Genomic DNA, 19495 nt, shown 5'->3' on the forward strand with positions numbered 1-19495 from the left:
ACGCCTCATGAACACGTTGCGGCAGGTCGGGCGCGTATTCCCCAGGGGATCGAGGATTGGTCTTGACCAAGGGTGCAGGCCGCCCTATGGTCGCAGAGAAGTGCAACAACCTTTAATAAACAAGGGCGCTAAAAACCGCCGGACCACGGCTCTTGCGGAGGACAGGGTGGGGACCACGCAGCTGGAATCGGTGCCGGAACCGAAGTACTGGCATCTCAGGACGGTGCTCAGCGAGGCATTGGACTCCGAGTTCTCGGTCGGGGAGATCCTGCCCAACGAGCGTGACCTCGCCGCTCGCTTCGGCGTGGCCCGCGCCACGCTCCGCCAGGCCCTCGAACAGCTCGAGCTGGAGGGCCGGCTGCAGCGCCGCCGCGGCGTCGGTACGACCGTCGCGCCCCCACGGGTCGGCGTGGCCGTCGGCACCGAGCAGCACGTCTGGCCGGGCACCGCCTCGGACGCCTGGCAGCCCGTCGACTCCGAGCAGGCGCTGCCGCCCGCCGCCGTCGCCACGGCCCTGGAGACCGGCGCGGACGAGCCCGTGCACATCGTGCGCCGCTCCCGGATGTCCCACGCTCAGCGGGTCGCCACCGAACTCCTCTACATCCCGGTGACCTCCGTCCCCGACCTCACCGCGATCGACGCCCCGTCCGGCCCGGCACGCGCGCGTGCGGTGCTCCGCGAGCTCCAGCACCTGACGCTCGAGAGCCAGGACCGCGCCGTCGAGCTGGGCTCCGCCCGCACCGACGACGCCAAGGACCTCGACCGGCTCCCCGGCTCCCCGGTCCTCGTCGTCACCACCCGCTTCTTCGCCGGGGGCCGCACCGCCGCCCTGTCCGTCGCCACCTACCGTGCCGACACCTGCCGGCTGACCTTCGGCGACTCCCCGGACGTCGAGATACACCACGACCCGGAACGCCAGGCTTCCTGAACACCGGACACCTCTTGACCGCCGGGCGGGGCAGCCGACCCCAGGGGCGCTGAGCCTTCACCCTGCCCGCACGAGACTGCCGCGCGGGCAGGGTGAAGGCTCAGCGCCGAGTCGCCGAGCCGTCCACCGCGAACAACTGCTCCTCGACGTGGTCCAAGGCCAAGCGCAGCGCCCCCGTGGCCACGGCCGCCTCGCCCAGCAGGGACAGCGCCACCTGGGGCGGACGCAGGCAGTAGCGGGCCAGTTCGCGGCGCAGCGGTTCCAGGACGCCGTCCAGGCCCGCCGCCCACCCGCCGATCACCACCAGTTCGGGATCCAGCGCCAGCACCAGCGCGGCCACGTCGTGCACCAGCCGCTGGATGAACCGATCGACCGCCGCCCGCGCGCGCTGGTCGCCCTCCCGGGCCAGCGCGAACACCTCGGCGACCGCCTGCTCGTCCAGCGGGTGCAGCGGCTCGTCGGTGGTGGACAGCAGCGTCTCCGGAGTCGCCTCCCGGCCCAGCAGATGCAGCGCACCGATCTCCCCGGCCGCCCCGCCGTAACCGCGGTGCAGCCGCCCGCCGATCAGCGAACCCGCGCCCGGACTCAGCCCGGCCAGCACGAACACCACGTCGTCCGACTCGGTCGCCGCGCCCTTCCAGTGCTCGGCGACGGCCGCCGCGTTGGCGTCGTTCTCCACCAGCACCGGGCACTTGAAGGAGCGGCTGAGCCGTTCACCCAGGTTCAGGCCGGTCCACTGCGGCAGCGCCGTGCTCAGCCGTACCGTGCCGTCGGCCTCCACGATCCCCGGCGTGCCCACGCCCACGGCCCGCAGCGAGCTGCGGGCGACCCCGGCCCGGCGCAGCAGTTCGGCGACCGCGCCGCGCAGCCTCTCCAGCCGCTCGTCCGCCGGAGCGGTCTCGTCGACCTCCTTGGCCTGCGCGCCCAGCACCCGCCCGTCCAGGTCGGCCAGCAGCGCGGCTACCCGGTGCGGCCCGATCTCCAGGCCCAGCAGATGCCCTGCCTCGGCCCGGAAGCGGAACCGGCGCGCGGGCCGCCCCTGGCGGCGCGCTGTGCCCTCGTCGGCCGCGGTCTCCACGACGAGCCCGCCCTCGATGAGCCCTTCGACGACACCCTCGACGGTCGGCCGGGACAGTCCGGTGACCCGCGTGATCTCGGTGAGCGTCGCGCAGTCCGTGGTACGCAGGGCGTGCAGCACCACCGCGGAATTGATCCTCCGCAGCAGTGAGGGATCGCCGCCGGTCAGCTGCGCCACCGTCCGTCCTTCCAGCTAGCGGGCGTGTTGGGCGGATCGTACTCGGCCCGGCGCACCTCGGCGAGTGCCGGGTTCCGCCTGGCCGGCCCGGCTCACCCCGCCTCGACGAAGCCCGACTCGTACGCCGCGATCACCGCCTGGGTGCGGTCGCGCGCCGAGCTTGGCCGGCACAGCGCTCACATGCGACTTGATCGTCTCCGTGCCAGACCAGCCGGGCGGCGATCTCGGCGTTCGACGGCCCGCGTCCTGGACCGCCCGGGCGCCTGACAGCCCGCCAATTGTCAGTGGTGACCGCTTTACTGGATCACATGGACATCGCGATGCACCTTGCTGTGATCGACCGGTTGTGCGGCCGGGAGTTCCCGGCGGAGCAGGGCCGGTCCGAGTCGGGCACGGCAGGACCCGGTTACGCCACCGTGGTGTTAGCGACGAGCCACGGGGTGCGAGTGGGCCATGCCTCGGTGCGGGAGCGGACCGCCGCCGATTTCCAGGCGTACCGGGAGGCCGTAGCGGAGCGGCTGCACGACCGCTGGGGCCGTCAGCCGCCGTGGGGCCAGCTCACGGTGCGTCAGCGCCTGAGCCGGGGCGAGGAGATACCGGAACCCTGGGCCACCCTCAGCCTGCTCACCGACGAGTTGGACGTCTGGCAGTTGGCAGGGGCCGGCCGCTGGGTCGCCGTCGGCGTCGCCGACCGGGACCGTGCGGACGAGATACGGCTCCTGGCCGCCGTCACGGAGATACCTCCGCCGTGACCACCGGACTTGACGTACTCCTCGGCGGGCAGCTTGACCGTCTCCGTGGAGTCGGTTCAGTCGTACGGCCACTCCTTGCGAACCTGCTTGACCCCCTTCGGACAAGGGCACTTTGACGAGAGGTGGACTCGGTGAGCAGCGCCCGATTCCCCGCGTGCGATCAGCCGGTGCAGCCGGGGACGGACCCGGGTGGGGCGCAGTTGTCGGCGGTGTTGTCGGTCACCGTGGAGCGGATCAGCGTCACGGGCCGGCGGTGAGACCCTCGCTGCCCCGGGCCGGTCCCGGTGGTGTGCCGATTCGCCGGGCCGGTCGTCACTCAGCGGGGGAGCGGCCCCCGGGCAGCTGGTGGTGCTGCTCCTTGCCGGGGCCCTGAGTGGCGGTCGCGTGATCGGCCGGGGCCACCGTCTCCTCCGCCCTGGCGGGCAACGTCCACCGGAAGATCAGCCCGGTCGGCCGCCACACATCACGCCCCGTCGATGTGGGGCCGGACCTGCACCGTGAAGGCGGCGTCTTCGGGGCCGGCACCTTCCTGGCCCTCCCAGACGGTCACGCGCACGTGCTGCTGGCCGGTGCCGCTCACCGTCCACTCGGTCACCAGGTCGGTGACGACGAGGGCGGCGACGTACTCGGCGTTCTCGGCCGGGTCGTCGGTGGTGATGGTCCCCCGCCACCGGTCGGGGCGGTCACCGTAGGGCCGCCATCCGGCCGAGCCGTGCGGCTCGTCCACCCGGTACACCCAGTCCGTCTCGGTGCTCATGTCACCGATCCTGCCACTACTCCCAGGACTGGATCCCCTGGCCACGGGCACAGGGACACCCCTGCCATGACCACCTAGGTCTGCGCAGCGACCCGGAGCCGCGCGAACTCCTCCGCCATCGTCGCCGCCGTCCAGTGTGCGTTCAGCCCGCTGGGATTGGGCAGCACCCACACCCGCGTCTCCCCGATGACCCGCTCCTGCGGTCCCACCTGGGCCTTTCGGTCCCCGAAGGCGGCCCGGTACGCGGTCACCCCGACCACGGCCAGCCACTTCGGCTTCCACCGTGTCACCTTCGCCGTCAGCAGCCGCCCGCCCTCGACGTACTCCTCGGCCGTCAGCTCGTCGGCCCGCGCGGTCGCCCGCGCCACGACGTTCGTGATGCCCAGCCCGAACGACAGCAGCTCCTGCTGCTCGGCAGGCTTCAGCAGCCTCGGGGTGAAGCCCGACAGGTGCAGCACCGGCCAGAAGCGGTTGCCGGGGCGGGCGAAGTGGTGGCCTGTGGCCGCCGTCATCAGACCGGGGTTGATCCCGCAGAACAGCACCTGGAGGCCGCCCACGACCACGTCCGGTACGAGACGGTCGCGGGCGGCCTCCAGTTGGGCTGGGGTGAAGCGGGTCAGAGGATCGCTCCCGGGGTGTAGCCGGCCGCCTCCGGGTGCTGCTTGACGAGCTCCTCGATCCGGCCGACGACGACACCGACCTGGTCGGCGGCGGCGCCGGTGAAGGACAGCTTGTCGGCCATCAGGGCAGCCAGCTCGTCGCGGTCGAGGGGAAGCCGTTCGTCGGCGGCGAGCTTGTCGAGCAGGTCGTTGCGCTCGGCGCCCTGCTCGCGCATCGCCAGCGCGGTGGCGACGGCGTTCTCCTTGATCGCCTCGTGCGCGACCTCGCGGCCGACACCGGCCCGCACCGCGCCCATGAGCACCTTGGTGGTGGCCAGGAACGGCAGGTAGCGGTCCAGCTCGCGGGCGATGACCGCCGGGAAGGCGCCGAACTCGTCCAGGACCGTCAGGAAGGTCTCCAGCAGACCGTCCAGTGCGAAGAACGCGTCGGGCAGCGCGACCCGGCGCACCACCGAGCAGGACACGTCGCCCTCGTTCCACTGGTCGCCCGCCAGCTCGCCGGTCATGGAGGCGTAGCCGCGCAGGATGACCATGAGGCCGTTGACGCGCTCACAGGAGCGGGTGTTCATCTTGTGCGGCATGGCGGAGGAGCCGACCTGACCCGGCTTGAAGCCCTCGGTGACCAGCTCGTGCCCGGCCATCAGACGGATCGTCTTGGCCAGGGAGGAGGGGGCTGCGGCCAGCTGGACGAGCGCGGTGACGACCTCGTAGTCCAGCGAGCGCGGGTAGACCTGGCCGACCGAGGTGAAGGCCTGGGAGAAGCCGAGGTGCACGGCGATCCGGTTCTCCAGGTCCGCCAGCTTCGCAGCGTCCCCGCCCAGCAGGTCCAGCATGTCCTGCGCCGTGCCGACCGGGCCCTTGATGCCGCGCAGCGGGTAGCGGACGAGGAGCTCCTCGACCCTGCCGTACGCGACGAGCAGCTCGTCGGCGACCGTCGCGAAACGCTTGCCCAGCGTCGTGGCCTGTGCGGCCACGTTGTGCGAGCGGCCGGCCATGACCAGCTCGGCGTACTCGCCGGCCAGCTTGCCCAGACGCGCCAGCACGGCCACCGTACGGTCGCGCATCAGCTCCAGCGAGAGCCGGATCTGCAGCTGCTCGACGTTCTCGGTGAGATCGCGGGAGGTCATGCCCTTGTGCACGTGCTCGTGCCCGGCGAGGTCGTTGAACTCCTCGATCCGCGCCTTCACATCGTGCCGGGTGACCTTCTCGCGCTCGGCGATCGAGGCCAGGTCGACGGTGTCGAGGACACGCTCGTAGTCGGCGATCGCCTCGTCCGGCACCTCGATGCCGAGGTCCTTCTGGGCCCGCAGCACGGCGAGCCAGAGCTGCCGCTCCAGCTTCACCTTCTGCTCGGGGGACCAGAGCGTGGCGAGCTCGGCGGAGGCGTAGCGTCCGGCGAGGACGTTCGGGATGCGGGGCTTGGCGGGCGCGGCGGAAGTCACGTGTACGGATTCTACTGGTGGTTTGTGCAGGCCAACGCCATGGCCCTGTTCGGCGGAAGCTACGAGAGGCCCGTCACGTGGTCATGACCGCGACGCTAGGCCTGAGCCTCGTACGGCAGCAGTTCCGGGCGCTTCGGCGGGCGGCCGTCCCCGGAGGAGCGCCCGGTCAGACGCCGGCCTATCCACGGCAGCAGGTGCTCCCGGGCGAACCGCACGTCCGCGATCCGGCGTGTCACCCAGTCCGGCGGCGCCGTGGCCGGCATCGGCACATGCCACCCGGTGTCCTCCGGCTCGTACCCGAGCGTCTGCCAGACGGCTTCGGCGACCCGGCGATGCCCCTCCGCCGTCAGATGGAGCCGGTCCACGTCCCACAGCCGGGGGTCGCCCAGCGCGGGCGCCCCGTACAGGTCGACGACGACCGCGCCGTGCCTGCCGGCCAGCTCCTCCACGCAGGCGAACAGCTCCTCCATGCGCGGCCGGAACCGCTCCAGAACCGGGCCCTGGCGGCCGGGGCTGCGCATCAGCACGAGTTGCTTGCAGGACGGTGCGAGGCGTTCCACGGCCTCGGTCAGCAGGTCCTTGACCCGGCCCATGTCGCACTTGGGGCGCAGGGTGTCGTTGAGCCCGCCGACCAGTGTGATCACGTCGGCGTTCATGGCCGCCGCCACGTCCACCTGCTCGTCGACGATCTGTCCGATCAGCTTCCCGCGCACGGCCAGGTTGGCGTACCGGAAGCCCTGCGTGCGCTCGGCCATCCGCGCGGCGAGCAGGTCGGCCCAGCCCCGGTAGGAGCCGTCGGGCAGCAGGTCCGACATGCCCTCGGTGAAGGAGTCACCGACCGCGACCAGGCTGCTGTAAGGGGGAGGTGTGGGATTCGTCTGCATGGCGTGAGCGATGGTATCCCGGCTCCATACCCGCTGGTCGGTCACCCCGGAAACGCCCGGCACCGGCCCCCGGGTTCGGCCGGTCGCCCGGGATTCCCCCCCGTGCCCGGCCTCACTGCCCTGTTGGTCGTCCGGGATTCCCCGTGCCCGGTCTCCGCGTCGGGTTGAGGAGGACGTGCCGACGCCGGCCCGGGCGGCCGACGTCCCGGACGCGGAGGCGGTTCCGCTGCCGGACACGGCCCCCGCCGGTCCGCCGAATCCGCCGGAGGCTCACGCAGGCTGTCCGAACAGCTGTCGCAGCACGTCCTCCATGGTCACCAGGCCGGCCAGCCGGCCGTCGTCGCCGAGGACCGCCGCGAGATGGGTGCGGCTGCCGCGCATCGCGGTGAGCACGTCGTCCAGCGGGGTCCGCTCCCGTACGCGCGCGATGGGCCGCATGTCCCGCAGCCGGAACGGCACGTCCCGCGGCGAGGCGTCCAGCGCGTCCTTGACGTGCAGATACCCCACGATCCGGCGGCCCACGTCGACCACCGGGAACCGCGAGAAGCCCGAGTCGGCCGACAGCCGCTCCAGCTGCTCCGGGGTGACGCCCATGTGCGCGTACACCACCCGCTTCAGCGGCACCACGACATCCCGCACCGGCCGGCTGCCCAGCTCCAGGGCATCGTGCAGCCGCTCCTGCGCCCGGTCGTCGATCAGGCCCGCCTGGCTGGCGTCCTTGACGATCTCGGCGAGTTCGGCGTCCGTGAAGGTGGCCGCGACCTCGTTCTTCGCCTCGACCCTGAGCAGCTTCAGCAGGCCGTTCGCCAAGGCGTTGACCGTGAAGATCACCGGGCGCAGCGCCCGGGACAGCGTGACCAGCGGCGGGCCGAGCAGCAGCGCGCTGCGCACCGGTTCGGCGAGCGCGATGTTCTTCGGGACCATCTCGCCCATCAGCATGTGCAGATACGTCGCCAGAGCCAGCGCGATCACGAAGGACACCGCGTGACCCGCGCTGACGGGCACACCGAGGGCGTGGAACACCGGCTCCAGCAGATGCGCGATCGCCGGCTCGGCGACCACACCCAGGACCAGCGTGCACAGCGTGATGCCGAGCTGGGCGGCGGCAAGGAGCGCGGAGACGTGCTCCAGGCCCCACAGCACGCTCTTCGCGCGCCGGTCGCCCTCCTGGGCGAGCGGCTCGACCTGCGAGCGGCGCACGGAGATCAGCGCGAACTCGGCGCCGACGAAGAAGGCGTTGACGACGAGGGTCGCCAGACCGATCAGCAGCTGTACGGCGGTCATCGCGCCCCCTCCGCGGTCTCGTGGGCCTGCTCGTCGTCCAGTGGCGCGTGCAGCAGCACCCGTGCCGCCCGGCGGCCCGTGGCGTCCACCACGTCCAGTCGCCAGCCCGCGACCTGGACCGTGTCCCCGGTCACCGGTATCCGGCCCAGCAGGGTCGCGACCAGGCCCGCCAGGGTCTCGTACGGCCCCTCGGGCATCCGCAGCCCCACGCGTGCGAGCTGGTCGGTGCGGGCATAGCCGTCGGCCGAGTACAGGGCGCGGCCCTGCTCGTCCGCGCCGGCGGGGGCGAGGTCGGGCGTCTCGTGCGGGTCGTGCTCGTCCCGTACCTCGCCGACGACCTCCTCGACGATGTCCTCCAGGGTCGCCACGCCGGCCGTACCGCCGTACTCGTCGATGACGACGGCCATGGTGCGTTTGCCGCCGAGCCGGTCCAGCAGCCGGTCGACGGTCAGGGACTCGGGGACCATCAGCGGTTCGCGCATCACCTGGGAGACGCGGCGGTGGCGGCGCTGCTCGGCCGGCACGGCCAGGACGTCCTTGATGTGGGCGACGCCGACGACCGAGTCCAGGCTGCCCCGGTACACCGGGAACCGGGACAGACCGGTGGCCCGGGTCGCGTTCGCCACGTCCGCGCAGGTCGCCTGGGCTTCCAGGGCGATGACCTGGACGCGCGGGGTCATCACGTTCTCCGCCGTCAGGTCGGCCAGGTTCAGCGTCCGCACGAACAGTTCGGCGGTGTCCGGCTCCAGTGCGCCCTGCTTGGCGGAGTGCCGGGCGAGCGCCGCCAGCTCCTGCGGGCCGCGCGCCGAGGCCAGTTCCTCGGCGGGCTCGATGCCGAACCGGCGCACGACACGGTTGGCCGTGTTGTTCAGGTGCGTGATGAAGGGCCGGAAGACCGCGCTGAACCAGCGCTGCGGGTTGCCGACCCGCTTGGCCATGGTCAGCGGCGCGGAGATCGCCCAGTTCTTCGGCACCAGCTCGCCGACGACCATCAGGAACACCGTCGACAGGGCCGTACCGAGCACCAGCGCCACCGTACTCGCCGTACCGGCGGAGAGGCCCATCGCCCGGAACGGGCCGGCCAGCAGTTTGGCGATCGACGGCTCGGCGAGCATACCGACGACCAGGTTGGTGACGGTGATGCCGAGCTGGGCGCCGGAGAGCTGGAAGGTCAGGTTCCGTGCGGCCTTCAGGGCGCCCGGGGCGCCGCGCTCGCCGCGCTCGGCGGCCCGCTCCAGCTCGCCGCGCTCCACCGTGGTCAGCGAGAACTCCGCCGCCACGAAGGCGCCGCAGGCCAGTGACAGCAGGATGGCCACCAGAAGGAGCAGCACTTCGGTCATCGGGTCACCCCCGTCCCATGATCGGACAGGGCGCGACGGGATGCGCGGTGGCGCGGACCGGGAGGCTCGCCCATGGGCGGACGCTCACTACCTTTCATAGAGGGCCGAGTGCTCCCTCCATGGTAAAGGATGGGCAAAGAGAGTTCGGTGTCTCAGTCGGTGAGCGGCTTCACCCAGCGGCGCCAGTGCTCCTGCGGGCCGTAACCGGCGGCGCCCCAGGCGTGGTGCGCGGTCTCGTTGCGGACCAGCACCATCGCGTCCGCGCGGCGCCCGCCGAGCCGTACGAACCGCTCCTCGGCGGCGGCCAGCAGCGCTGTGGCGATGCCCTGCCGGCGCCGCTCCGGATGCACCGCGAGCCGGTACAGATGGCAGCGCCAGCCGTCGAAGCCGGCGATCACCGTGCCCACCAACTCGCCGCCCAGCTCGGCGAGGATCAGCGCCTCGGGGTCGCGGGCCACCAGCCGCTCCACCCCGTCCCGGTCGTCGCTGATGCTGGTGCCCTCGGCGGCCGTCTTCCAGAAGGCGAGCACGGCGTCGAGATCGTCATGAAGAGCAGGACGTGTCCGCAGGTCGGTCATGTGCTGATCGCATCACGGGAGATCGGTCCGGCGCGGGGATTTCCATCATGCGGACTCCTCGCGCAGCCGTTCCATCACCGGTGCGAAGGCCTCCATGTACGGCTCCAGCACGGTCAGATAGGAGAAGCCGAACCGCAAGCGTTGCGTCCGCACCCGCGCCACGAGTTCCTCCAGCGGGCCGGCCAGCACGATGGGCAGGGCGAGTGCGGCGTCCAGGGTCAGCTGCGGCTGCCGTTCCAGCAGCGGCTTCAGCACGGGCTGCGGATCGTCGGTGACCGCCACGAGCTGGATGAGCAGATTCAGCTCCGCCGGTTCCGCCCGGCCCGCCGCAAGCCGCTGGTAGCGCGCCACCCGCTCGTCCAGCTCTTCGGCGGTGAGCGGTTCCAGCGATCCCGGGGCGGAGCCCGGCCGGGCTCCGGTGAAGGCCGCGATGTCCGCGTGCTCGGCGGTCAGCCGCAGCATCCGGTCGCCGTTGGCACCGATCAGCAGCGGCACCCGGGACCGGGGGAGTTCGCCGGAGGCCAGCAGCCGGCCGAGTTCCGCCACCGTGTGCCGGAGGTGGTCCACGCGCTCGCCCGGTGAGCCGTACGGCAGCCCCGCCGTCTCGTGTTCGGCCGGCACATACCCGGTGCCCAGTCCGAGTTCGAGGCGTCCGCCGGTGAGCGCGTCCGTGGTCGCCACCTCGCGGGCCAGCAGGGCCGGGTTGTAGAACCCCGCGTTGAGCACGAACGTGCCGAGCCGGGGCCTGCGCGTCGCCTCTGCCGCCGCGACCAGTGCCGGGAACGGAGCGGGCATCCCGAGGTGATCGGGGACGAGGATCACGTCGTAGCCCAGTTCCTCGGCGCGCCGGCACTTCGCGCGCCACTCGGCGCCGGGCGCGGGCGTGAGCAGATTGACCCCGAAGCGGAACGGACGCGACATCAACTCTCCCCGCCGGCAGGTGGCTTGGGCTACCCCCGCGATTCCATCACTCGTGGGCGATCGCCGCCAGCACGTTCAATCGCGACGCGCGCAGCGCAGGCAGCAGGGCCGCCACCACACCCACCACCGCCGAGCCGATCACGACGGCGACGATCGTGCTCCAGGGGAACGCCAGCGCCGTCAGCCCGCGCAGGGCCAGCACCTGCTGCATGCACACGCCCCACACCAGCCCCAGCGCCAGCCCGAGGACCGCGCCGAACACCGCGATCACCACCGACTCCAGCCGGATCATCCGGCGCAACTGCCGCCGCCCCAGCCCGATCGCCCGCAACAGCCCGATCTCCCGGGTGCGCTCCACCACCGACAGCGCGAGGGTGTTGACCACACCGAGCACGGCGATGACGATCGCCAGCCCGAGCAGCGCGTACACCAGGTAGAGCAGGACCGCGATCTGGTCGTGGACGAGCTGCTTGTAGTCGGTCTGGTTGCGCACCTGGACCTGCGGGAACGGCTTCAGCGCCTGTTCCAGCCGGGGGCGCAGGTCCTGGGGTTCGGTGCCCTTGGCCGCGTTGACGTAGAGCGCGGAGTCCTGCGCGTCCGGCGCGTACCTCTCCAGGGTGGCGAGGCCGAAGTAGAGGCCGCCCTGGGCGCCGAAACCGTCGGCCGTCTCCTGTTTGGTGAGTGCGGAGACGGTCAGCCCGGTGTGCCGCCCGCCCGGGAAGTCGACCGGGAGGACGCTGCCGACGCGCACCCCGTGGCCCCGGGCGAAGTCGGCGTCCATGGCGAGGTGCCCGTCCGCCAGGGCGGCCCGTGAACCGCCCTGTGCGTAGGTGATGTGCACGATGTCGTCGAGCCGGGAGTCGTACGCGACGGCGGCCGTCGTGACCCGGTCGCCGTTCGGCAGCCGTACGGCGACCTGGGTGAGCCGCTGCTGTACGACGAGCCCGACGCCGCGGGTGTGGGCCACGGTGTCCCGCACCTGCTTGGTGAACGGGGTGAAGTTGGAGTTCTGCACGATGAAGTCGGCGCCGAGCGTCTTGTCGATCTGCCGGTCGAAGGACGCGGACATCGAGGCGCTCGCCACCGACATCCCGCCGACCAGGGCCAGGCCCACCATGAGCGCCGCGGCGGTGGCGCCCGTACGACGCGGGTTGCGCAGGGCGTTGCGCTGGCTCATCAGGCCGACCGGGCCGAACAGCGCGGGGAAGGCCGCGCCCAGCACCCGGATCACCGGCCGCACCAGCAGCGGACCGGCGACGACGGTCGCGATCAGGGTCAGGGCCACGCCGAGACCGAGCAGCGAGGCCGCCTGCGCGGTCTTCGTGGCCGCCGCACACCCGGCCAGCGCCGCCGCGCCGACCGCCCCGATCACCGCACCGACGACCGCCCGCGTCCGCAACGGCTTGCCCACACCCGCGACTTCGGCGTCCACCAGCGCCGCCATCGGCGAGACGGCCGCCGCACGCCGCGCGGGCAGATAGGCGGCCACGAACGTGACGCCGAGACCGACGACGTACGCCGCGACGGGCGTGCCCCAGCCGATGACCATCTCCGTGGCCTTCAGGTTCATCCCGAACGCGCTCATCAGCCGGATCAGTCCCAGTGCCAGTCCGATCCCGGCCGCGAGGCCGAGCGTGGAACCGACCAGCCCGAGCAGCAGCGCCTCCGTGAGCACCGAGCGCCGCACCTGGCGCCGGTCCGCGCCGAGGGCCCGCAGCAGGCCCAGTTCGCGGGTGCGCTGGGCGATCAGCATGGAGAAGGTGTTGACGATGAGGAACACGCCGACGAGCAGGGCGACACCGGCGAAGCCCAGCATCACGTACTTGATGACGTCGAGGAACGTGCCGAGGCTGGCCGCCGCCGACTTGGCCTGCTCGTTCGCGGTCTTGAGGTCGTACGTGCCGGTGCCGATCGCCCGCCCGACCCGCTGCTTGAGCTCCGGGTCGGACACCCCCTTGGCCGCGTCCACCGCGATGCTGGTCGCCCGGGCGGGGGAACCGAGCAGTTCGCGGCCCGCCACCGCCGGGTCCAGGAAGACCAGGGCCGCGCCGGGGTTGGTGGTGGTGAACGTGGCGATGCCGACGACCCGCACCCGGAACATGCCCGGCTGTGCCTGCACGGTCAGCGTGTCGCCGATGCCCACGTGCTTCTTGTGCGCCGTGTCGGCGTCCAGCAGCGCCTCACCCGCCCCGTGCGGGGCATGGCCGGAGGTGAGCTTCACAGGACTGCGGTGGGTGACGTACCAGCCCATCGCGATGGTCGGGGCGCCGGTGGTCGGGCCGACGGACTTGTTGTGGCCGTCGACCACGACGGCGTTCTGCACCGACACCTCGGCGCGTGCCGCCGCGACCCCGTCGACCCGCGCCACGCGGTCCCGCAGCGCGGCAGGCAGCGTCTGCACCGAACCGCTCACCCGGGCCGACCTGAGATCCAGCTGTTTCGGCTGGACCGTCACATCGGCGGCGGTGGAGGCGAACAGCCGGTCGAACGTACGCGTGACGGTGTCGGAGAAGATCAGGCTGCCCGCGACGAACGCCACGGACAGGATCACGGCCAGCGCGGACAGCGCGAGCCGCCCCTTGTGCGCGAGGAAACTCCTCAGGGTCGCCTTGAGCACCCGGTCAGTCCTCTCGGACGGTGTCGTCGTCGCCGTCGCCGAGCCGCTCCCGGACCACGTCGAACCGCTTCATGCGTTCGAGTACGGCGTCCGCCGTCGGCCGTTCCATGTCGTCCACGATGCGTCCGTCGGCCAGGAACAGCACCAGGTCGGAGTGGGCGGCGGCGCCGGGGTCGTGGGTGACCATGACGACCGTCTGCCCGAGATCGTCCACCGCGCCGCGCAGAAAGCCCAGCACCTCGAGCCCGGCCCGCGAGTCGAGGTTGCCGGTCGGCTCGTCGGCGAAGATCAGCTCCGGCCGGGAGGCCAGCGCCCGCGCACACGCGACGCGTTGCTGCTGACCGCCGGAGAGCTGGGCGGGCCGGTGCGTGAGGCGGTCGCGCAGCCCGAGTGTGTCGATGACCTGGTCCAGCCACCGCGGGTCGGGCCTCCGGCCCGCGATGTCCATGGGCAGGGTGATGTTCTCGGCGGCGGTCAGCGTCGGAATGAGGTTGAACGACTGGAACATGAACCCGATCCGGTCCCGCCTGAGCTGGGTCAGCTCCCGGTCCCGCAGCCCGGTGATCTCGGTGCCGCCGAGCCACACCTGACCCGCCGACACCGTGTCGAGCCCCGCCAGACAGTGCATCAGCGTGGACTTCCCGGACCCCGAGGGCCCCATCACGGCGGTGAAACGGCCGCGCGCGATGTCCACGTCCACCGAGTCCAGGGCGATGACGGCCGTCTCGCCGGAGCCGTAGGCCTTGGTCAGCCCGCGGGCGCGGGCCGCGACGGCGCCGTCCGGCGCGTACTGCGCAGCAGGTGTGGGTGTGGACAAGACCGCCTCCCGGTCGCCTGAACCGCCCGTCCCGGGCGAGCGTAGGCGACAAGCCGACCCGGCGCACCGGTTCCGCACGCCCTTGCTTTGCTAGCATCCCGGCGCTAGCGTCGAAGCATGGCGAAGACCCAGCTGAACGTGCGCGTGGACGAGGGCACCGCCCGCGCGGCCCGCGAACGCGCCCTGGCCCGCGGTATCAGCGTCAACCGCTACATCGAAGAGCTGGTCAGACAGGACACCGGGGAGGCCGGCCGTACGTTCGTCGAGGCCGCCGCCGACTTCATGAAGCAGTACGAGTCCGTGTTCGCGGAGGAGTTCACCGAGACCCGCGGCACCGGCGTCGGGGACGGCCGCTGATCCCTTGAACGAGCTCAGCATCGACCTCGCCTGGCTGCTCATGCTCGCCGAACAGCGCACCCCCGGGGACCCGCAGGTCACCGACTGGGGCGCGCTCATCGCCGCTGTCGCGCGGCACCGCGCCGACATATTCGGCGTACCCGTCTACGACGACCCGCACGCCCGTGCCGCCTCCCTGCTCCAGCTGCTGATCCACGTGCCGGCGCTGGAACGCTCCAACGCGCTGTTCGCCTCGGCGGTCGCCTACGCGTACCTGGTCGCCAGCGGGGTGAAGGTGGTCACCACGGCCGAGCAGGTGCGGGACCTCGCCCGGCTGGTGAAGGAGGGCGCGGCCGGCGTCGACGACATCGCGCGCGAGCTGCGCGGCTGGAGCCTGTGAGGCCGGTCAGCGCGTATCGGGCTCGTCCGGCCGCCAGGCGACGCCGAGCGCGCAGTACGACGACGGCAGTGCCGGACCCTTCTCCGGCATCATCACCCGACGCTGCGGGCCGAGCGTGAACCCGGCCTCGCGCAGCGCGGCCACCGGCCGCCGGGACAGATGGCAGCCGCCGGTCAGCGCCGGCCACAGGGTCCGGTCCAGCGTGCGCTGGCTCAGTCGCATCACCCGGCCGCCGCCCTGGCCGTGCTCGAAGAACCGGACCTGGCCGCCCGGCTTGAGCACGCGCCGTACCTCGCTCAGCGCCCGTGGCACGTCCCGCACGCTGCACAGGACCAGCGACAGCACGGCCGCGTCGAAGGCTTCGCTCTTGACCGGCAGCGCCTCCGCCGCGCCCGGCACCACGTCGACCGGAATCTCGGCACGCAGGGCCGATTCCAGTGCCAACTGCCTGAGCAGCGGCTCCGGTTCGATCGCGACGACCTCGGCGACGGTACTGGGGTAGTGCGCGAAGTTCAGTCCATTGCCCGCGCCGATCTCGATCACCCGCCCGGACAGCCCGGCGAGCAGCCGCTCCCGTATCCCGGCCATGCCCAGCCGGGTCTCGGCGCTCACGCTGAAGCGGGCGTAGTAACGGGCGAACAGGGGATGGTGGACGGGACTCCGCGTCAGGGTGTCGGAGCCGGAGGACAGCAGCCGCATGGCGACCTCCCGGAACTGGACGACCTAGGAGGAGCTTCCCCCGTACGACGCCTGCCGCACCCTCGGCGACAGCCCACACCACGGGGCTCCGCCCCGAACTCCGCCAGGGTTCCGCCCCTGCCCCTCCCTCGCCCAGCCCGGCTGCGGCGCTTTCCGCACCCGGTCCCACCCCTGAACGTCAGCCCGGCTGCGGCGTTTCCCGGGCCCGGGCCCATCCGTGTACGTCAGTCCAGCCGCGGTGCTACCCGGGTTCACCTGCGTTGATGAGTCCGGCTGCGGCGTTTCCCGGGCCCGGGCCCATCCGTGTACGTCAGTCCGGTCGCGGTGCCACCCGGGCCCACCCCCGTTGATGAGTCCGGCAGCGGCGCTTCCCGGGCCCGGGCCCATCCGTGTACGTCAGCCCGGCCTCAGCGCTACCCGGGCCCACCCGCGTAGATGAGCCCGGCTGTGGCGCTTGATGGACCCGGGATCACCCCCGTTGATGAGTCCGGCTGCGGTGCCTCCCAGCCCCGGGTCCACCCCCGGACATCACCCCGGCTGCGGTGCCTCCCGGACCTGGAACGCCTCCCTGTCCCAGGTCCCGTCCAGGCGGGGTGCCAGCCACGTCGGTGCCGTCTTGCGGAAGTCGGCCGGTGGCAGGGCGCCCGCTCCGGAGGGGATTGCGCCGAGGAGGGGGGCTTCCGCGACCTCCGGGAGGTCGGCCACGTTGCAGCGGGACGCGAGGTCGGGGGAGTCGGGCCAGCTGCCGATCACCACGCCGGCCAACTCCAGGTCCCGGCGCCGTAGTTCGAGCGCCGTCAGCTCGGTGGTGTTGAGGGTGCCCAGACCCGCGTGCGCGACCACCAGCACCGGTGCGCCGAGCAACCCGGCCGCGTCCGCCAGGGTGCCGCCGGCCGCGTCGAAGCGGACGAGCAGTCCGCCCGCCCCCTCGACCAGCACCAGATCGTGCTCGGTGGCCAGCTTGGCCGCCCGGTCGGCCACCTCGCGCGGGCTGACGGGAGCCATGCCCGCCCGTCGGGCCGCCGTGCCCGGCGCCAACGGCTCGGGGTAGCGGGCCAGTTCGGCGGTCGTGACCGGGCCCGCCAGCCGTGCGACCTCATCGGCGTCCCCGCGCTCGTCCGGCCGTACGCCCGTCTGCGCGGCCTTCAGCACGGCCACCGAGCGCCCGGCCGCGAGCGCCGTGGCGGCGACGGCGGCGGTGGTGACGGTCTTGCCGACCTCTGTGCCCGTGCCCGTGATCACCAGTACCGGCATGTCATCCCTCCCGCGCCGCGGCGCACACCGCGCGCGCGATCCTCGCCACGTCCTCGTTCGAGGTGATGTACGGCGGCATCGTGTAGATCAGGTCGCGGAAGGGGCGCAGCCAGACACCCTCCCGGACGGCGGCCGCGGTCGCCGCGGCCATGTCCACCTCGTGGTCGAGCTGGACGACGCCGATCGCCCCGAGGACGCGGACATCGCGGACGCCCGGCAGCTCACGAGCGGGCGTGAGGCCTTCCCACAGGCCCGCCTCGATCCGTTTGACCTCCGCCCGCCAGTCCTGTGCCAGGAGCAGTTCGATGGAGGCGCAGGCCACGGCCGCGGCCAGCGGGTTGCCCATGAACGTCGGGCCGTGCGCCAGCACGGGCACCTCGCCCCGCGAGATGCCGTCGGCGATCCGCGGGGTGCACAGCGTGGCCGCCAGCGTCAGATAGCCGCCGGTCAGCGCCTTGCCCACGCACATGACATCCGGGGCGACGCCCGCGTGCTCCGCCGCGAACAGCGCGCCGGTACGGCCGAAGCCGGTGGCGATCTCGTCGAACACCAGCAGGACGTCGTGTGCGTCGCACGCCTCGCGCAGCACCCGCAGATAGGCGGGAGAGTGGAAGCGCATGCCGCCCGCGCCCTGCACGACCGGCTCCACGATCACCGCGGCCAGCTCGTCCGCGTGCCGGGCGATCAGTTCGCGCAGATGGACTGCGTACGACTCCTCGTACTCCGCCGGCGGTGCGTCCGCGAAGATCTGGCGCGGCAGCACACCCGACCAGAGCGCGTGCATCCCGCCCTCCGGGTCGCACACCGACATCGGGTTCCAGGTGTCGCCGTGGTAGCCGCCCCGCCAGGTCAGCAGCCGCTGCTTGCCGGGCCGGCCGAGCGAGCGCCAGTACTGCAGGCACATCTTCACCGCGACCTCGACCGACACCGAGCCGGAGTCGGCAAGGAAGACGTGTTCCAGGCCATCAGGTGACATGTCGACAAGGTGCTTCGCCAGCCGTACCGCCGGCTCGTGCGTCAGCCCGCCGAACATCACATGGCTCATCCGGCCGAGCTGGTCGTGCGCCGCCTCGTTGAGGACCGGGTGGTTGTAGCCGTGGATCGCCGACCACCACGACGACATGCCGTCCACCAACTCGCCCGAGCCGTCGGCCGGCCGCAGCCGGACCCCGCTCGCCGACTCCACGACGAGCGGTTCGACACGGCCGGGCATCGGACCGTACGGATGCCACACATGCCGTCGGTCCAGCTCCAGCAGCTCGGGCACGGTCAGGTCGGTCAGGTCGGTCAGGCCGGTCAGGTCGGGCAGATCAGGCATTGGGCGCGAGGTCCGTTCCGGCGCCCCGGCGGCGCACGGCGACGAGATCGGTGCGCGCCTCCTGTGCGGTCGGCGCGGCCGCCGTACCGCACGCGTCGCCGCCCTCGTGCGAGCCGCAGCCCTCGTGCGAGCCGCAGCCCTCGTGCGAGCCGCAGCCCTCGTGCGAGCCGCACACCGAACCGCAGCCGGACCCGGCCTCGACCCGGTGCTCGGGCAGTGTCACCTCGCCGGCGCCCTCCACCTCGAACCCGGCGTCCGCGATCATCTCCAGGTCGGCCTTGCCGGCCTGGCCCTCGCTGGTCAGGTAGTCGCCGAGGAAGATGGAGTTGGCCAGGTGCAGCGCGAGCGGCTGCATCGAGCGCAGATGGACCTCGCGGCCGCCCGCGATCCGGACCTCCACGTCCGGGCAGACGAACCGGACCATCGCGAGGATCCGCAGACAGCGCTGCGGGGTGAGGTTCCACTCCTTGGCCAGCGGGGTGCCCTCGAACGGGATGAGGAAGTTCACCGGCACCGAGTCCGGATCCAGTTCGCGCAGCGAGAAGACCACGTCGACCAGGTCCTCGTCGCTCTCGCCCATGCCCGCGATCAGACCGGAGCAGGCGGACAGACCGGCCGCGTGCGCCTTCTGCACCGTGTCCACCCGGTCGGCGTACGTGTGCGTGGTCGTGATGTCCGCGTAGGTCCCCTCGGACGTGTTGAGATTGTGGTTGTAGGCGTCCGCGCCCGCCTCGCGCAGCCGCTCGGCCTGTCCGTCGGAGAGCAGACCGAGGCAGGCGCACACCTCGACGTGCTCGTTCTGCTCCTTGATGGTCCGGATGGTCTCCGAGACCCGGTCCACATCACGGTCCGTCGGGCCGCGCCCGCTGGCCACCAGACAGACCCGCTTGGCGCCTCCCGCGAGGCCCGCGGCGGCCGCCTGGGAGGCCTCGTCGGGCTTGAGCCAGGTGTACTTCAGGATGTCGGCCTTGGAGCCGAGCCGCTGGGAGCAGTAGGAGCAGTCCTCCGGACACAGGCCCGACTTGAGGTTCACCAGATAGTTGAGTTTCACCCGTCGCCCGAACCAGTGCCGGCGCACCTTTCCGGCCGCGGCCACCACATCGAGTACGTCGTCGTCGGAGGTGGCCAGAACGGCGAGCGCTTCCTCGCGGGTCGGCAGCTCGCGCCGAAGCCCCTTGTCCACCAGCGTGTTCAGCAGGTCCATGAGGCCTGATCCTGTCCTACGGGACCGCCTGGGGCCAAGGAGAGTTTGCACAACGGAGACGGTTCACCGTGTGGGTATTGCCACACCCT

20 protein-coding genes and 1 pseudogene are annotated in these 19495 nt (G+C 72.1%); 5 read left to right on the forward strand and 16 right to left on the reverse strand.

What is annotated here, in order from left to right:
* The first annotated feature begins 166 nt into the window (after nt 1–166).
* The gene (locus ACZ5NH_RS07535; protein ID WP_468773390.1) at nt 167–928 is read left to right on the forward strand and encodes a GntR family transcriptional regulator; all 762 of its coding nucleotides are present in this window, start codon (nt 167–169) and stop codon (nt 926–928) included.
* A 100-nt stretch (nt 929–1028) separates the two neighbouring features.
* Here the strand turns inward: ACZ5NH_RS07535 and ACZ5NH_RS07540 are convergent, their stop codons facing one another.
* A complete protein-coding gene (locus ACZ5NH_RS07540) occupies nt 1029–2183 on the reverse strand; it encodes an ROK family transcriptional regulator (protein ID WP_451553080.1) in 1155 nt (384 codons plus the stop codon).
* 92 nt (nt 2184–2275) lie between these two features.
* A pseudogene (locus ACZ5NH_RS07545) lies at nt 2276–2427 on the reverse strand (response regulator transcription factor); the annotation flags it as partial.
* 64 nt (nt 2428–2491) lie between these two features.
* Between ACZ5NH_RS07545 and ACZ5NH_RS07550 the strand changes: the two are divergent.
* Entirely contained in the window at nt 2492–2935 is a 444-nt protein-coding gene (locus ACZ5NH_RS07550) for a hypothetical protein (RefSeq protein WP_451553079.1), read from the forward strand.
* 131 nt (nt 2936–3066) lie between these two features.
* The gene (locus ACZ5NH_RS07555; protein WP_468773391.1) at nt 3067–3192 is read left to right on the forward strand and encodes a hypothetical protein; all 126 of its coding nucleotides are present in this window, start codon (nt 3067–3069) and stop codon (nt 3190–3192) included.
* Between the two features lie 206 nt (nt 3193–3398).
* Here the strand turns inward: ACZ5NH_RS07555 and ACZ5NH_RS07560 are convergent, their stop codons facing one another.
* The 10 genes from ACZ5NH_RS07560 to ACZ5NH_RS07605 all read right to left on the reverse strand — a co-directional run bounded on the left by ACZ5NH_RS07560 (nt 3399) and on the right by ACZ5NH_RS07605 (nt 14195).
* Nucleotides 3399–3692, reverse strand: a complete 294-nt coding sequence (locus ACZ5NH_RS07560) for a hypothetical protein (protein WP_388632670.1) — start codon at nt 3690–3692, stop codon at nt 3399–3401.
* 74 nt (nt 3693–3766) lie between these two features.
* Entirely contained in the window at nt 3767–4312 is a 546-nt protein-coding gene (mug, locus tag ACZ5NH_RS07565; protein WP_468773524.1) for a G/U mismatch-specific DNA glycosylase, read from the reverse strand.
* Nucleotides 4309–5754 carry an adenylosuccinate lyase gene (gene purB, locus ACZ5NH_RS07570; RefSeq protein WP_468773392.1) on the reverse strand — a complete coding sequence of 482 codons (1446 nt, stop codon included), beginning with the start codon at nt 5752–5754 and terminating at the stop codon, nt 4309–4311. The genes mug and purB overlap by 4 nt, the downstream gene beginning before the upstream one ends.
* A gap of 95 nt (nt 5755–5849) precedes the next feature.
* Nucleotides 5850–6638 carry an SGNH/GDSL hydrolase family protein gene (locus ACZ5NH_RS07575; RefSeq protein WP_468773393.1) on the reverse strand — a complete coding sequence of 263 codons (789 nt, stop codon included), beginning with the start codon at nt 6636–6638 and terminating at the stop codon, nt 5850–5852.
* Between the two features lie 270 nt (nt 6639–6908).
* Entirely contained in the window at nt 6909–7922 is a 1014-nt protein-coding gene (locus ACZ5NH_RS07580) for a hemolysin family protein (protein WP_468773394.1), read from the reverse strand.
* Complete coding sequence (locus ACZ5NH_RS07585; protein ID WP_468773395.1) at nt 7919–9262, reverse strand: hemolysin family protein; 1344 nt, start codon at nt 9260–9262, stop codon at nt 7919–7921. The genes ACZ5NH_RS07580 and ACZ5NH_RS07585 overlap by 4 nt, the downstream gene beginning before the upstream one ends.
* A gap of 152 nt (nt 9263–9414) precedes the next feature.
* Nucleotides 9415–9840: a GNAT family N-acetyltransferase gene (locus tag ACZ5NH_RS07590; RefSeq protein WP_451553073.1), complete on the reverse strand. Its 426-nt coding sequence runs from the start codon at nt 9838–9840 to the stop codon at nt 9415–9417.
* Nucleotides 9841–9885: 45 nt separating this feature from the next.
* On the reverse strand, nt 9886–10761 hold the full coding sequence (locus ACZ5NH_RS07595) for an LLM class F420-dependent oxidoreductase (protein ID WP_468773396.1): 876 nt from the start codon (nt 10759–10761) through the stop codon (nt 9886–9888).
* 46 nt (nt 10762–10807) lie between these two features.
* Entirely contained in the window at nt 10808–13378 is a 2571-nt protein-coding gene (locus ACZ5NH_RS07600) for an ABC transporter permease (RefSeq protein ID WP_468773397.1), read from the reverse strand.
* A 4-nt stretch (nt 13379–13382) separates the two neighbouring features.
* Nucleotides 13383–14195, reverse strand: coding sequence for an ABC transporter ATP-binding protein (locus ACZ5NH_RS07605; RefSeq protein ID WP_468773398.1), 813 nt, complete (start codon nt 14193–14195; stop codon nt 13383–13385).
* Nucleotides 14196–14312: 117 nt separating this feature from the next.
* On the opposite strand from ACZ5NH_RS07605, the gene ACZ5NH_RS07610 reads away from it, so the two are divergent.
* Complete coding sequence (locus ACZ5NH_RS07610; RefSeq protein ID WP_388632714.1) at nt 14313–14552, forward strand: toxin-antitoxin system HicB family antitoxin; 240 nt, start codon at nt 14313–14315, stop codon at nt 14550–14552.
* Between the two features lie 4 nt (nt 14553–14556).
* Nucleotides 14557–14931 carry a fic family toxin-antitoxin system, toxin component gene (locus ACZ5NH_RS07615; protein ID WP_450986277.1) on the forward strand — a complete coding sequence of 125 codons (375 nt, stop codon included), beginning with the start codon at nt 14557–14559 and terminating at the stop codon, nt 14929–14931.
* Nucleotides 14932–14937: 6 nt separating this feature from the next.
* Here the strand turns inward: ACZ5NH_RS07615 and ACZ5NH_RS07620 are convergent, their stop codons facing one another.
* The 4 genes from ACZ5NH_RS07620 to bioB form a co-directional block, all read right to left on the reverse strand.
* Nucleotides 14938–15630, reverse strand: coding sequence for a class I SAM-dependent methyltransferase (locus tag ACZ5NH_RS07620; RefSeq protein ID WP_451553069.1), 693 nt, complete (start codon nt 15628–15630; stop codon nt 14938–14940).
* 528 nt (nt 15631–16158) lie between these two features.
* Nucleotides 16159–16884, reverse strand: coding sequence for a dethiobiotin synthase (bioD, locus tag ACZ5NH_RS07625; RefSeq protein WP_468773399.1), 726 nt, complete (start codon nt 16882–16884; stop codon nt 16159–16161).
* Between the two features lies 1 nt (nt 16885).
* Nucleotides 16886–18202, reverse strand: a complete 1317-nt coding sequence (locus ACZ5NH_RS07630) for an adenosylmethionine--8-amino-7-oxononanoate transaminase (protein WP_468773400.1) — start codon at nt 18200–18202, stop codon at nt 16886–16888.
* Complete coding sequence (gene bioB / locus ACZ5NH_RS07635; protein WP_468773401.1) at nt 18195–19406, reverse strand: biotin synthase BioB; 1212 nt, start codon at nt 19404–19406, stop codon at nt 18195–18197. The genes ACZ5NH_RS07630 and bioB overlap by 8 nt, the downstream gene beginning before the upstream one ends.
* Nucleotides 19407–19495 lie beyond the last annotated feature (89 nt).

The organism is Streptomyces sp. NPDC031426, assembly GCF_055581585.1.

What these genes read in the sequence shown, in the direction of transcription:
- ACZ5NH_RS07550 (WP_451553079.1), top strand. Translation starts at nt 2,492, where the DNA reads ATGGACATCGCGATGCACCTTGCTGTGATCGACCGGTTGTGCGGCCGG.
- ACZ5NH_RS07560 (WP_388632670.1), bottom strand. Translation starts at nt 3,692, where the DNA reads ATGAGCACCGAGACGGACTGGGTGTACCGGGTGGACGAGCCGCACGGC.
- ACZ5NH_RS07575 (WP_468773393.1), bottom strand. Translation starts at nt 6,638, where the DNA reads ATGCAGACGAATCCCACACCTCCCCCTTACAGCAGCCTGGTCGCGGTC.
- ACZ5NH_RS07580 (WP_468773394.1), bottom strand. Translation starts at nt 7,922, where the DNA reads ATGACCGCCGTACAGCTGCTGATCGGTCTGGCGACCCTCGTCGTCAAC.
- ACZ5NH_RS07585 (WP_468773395.1), bottom strand. Translation starts at nt 9,262, where the DNA reads ATGACCGAAGTGCTGCTCCTTCTGGTGGCCATCCTGCTGTCACTGGCC.
- ACZ5NH_RS07590 (WP_451553073.1), bottom strand. Translation starts at nt 9,840, where the DNA reads ATGACCGACCTGCGGACACGTCCTGCTCTTCATGACGATCTCGACGCC.
- ACZ5NH_RS07595 (WP_468773396.1), bottom strand. Translation starts at nt 10,761, where the DNA reads ATGTCGCGTCCGTTCCGCTTCGGGGTCAATCTGCTCACGCCCGCGCCC.
- ACZ5NH_RS07610 (WP_388632714.1), top strand. Translation starts at nt 14,313, where the DNA reads ATGGCGAAGACCCAGCTGAACGTGCGCGTGGACGAGGGCACCGCCCGC.
- ACZ5NH_RS07620 (WP_451553069.1), bottom strand. Translation starts at nt 15,630, where the DNA reads ATGCGGCTGCTGTCCTCCGGCTCCGACACCCTGACGCGGAGTCCCGTC.
- bioD (WP_468773399.1), bottom strand. Translation starts at nt 16,884, where the DNA reads ATGCCGGTACTGGTGATCACGGGCACGGGCACAGAGGTCGGCAAGACC.
- ACZ5NH_RS07630 (WP_468773400.1), bottom strand. Translation starts at nt 18,202, where the DNA reads ATGCCTGATCTGCCCGACCTGACCGGCCTGACCGACCTGACCGACCTG.
- bioB (WP_468773401.1), bottom strand. Translation starts at nt 19,406, where the DNA reads ATGGACCTGCTGAACACGCTGGTGGACAAGGGGCTTCGGCGCGAGCTG.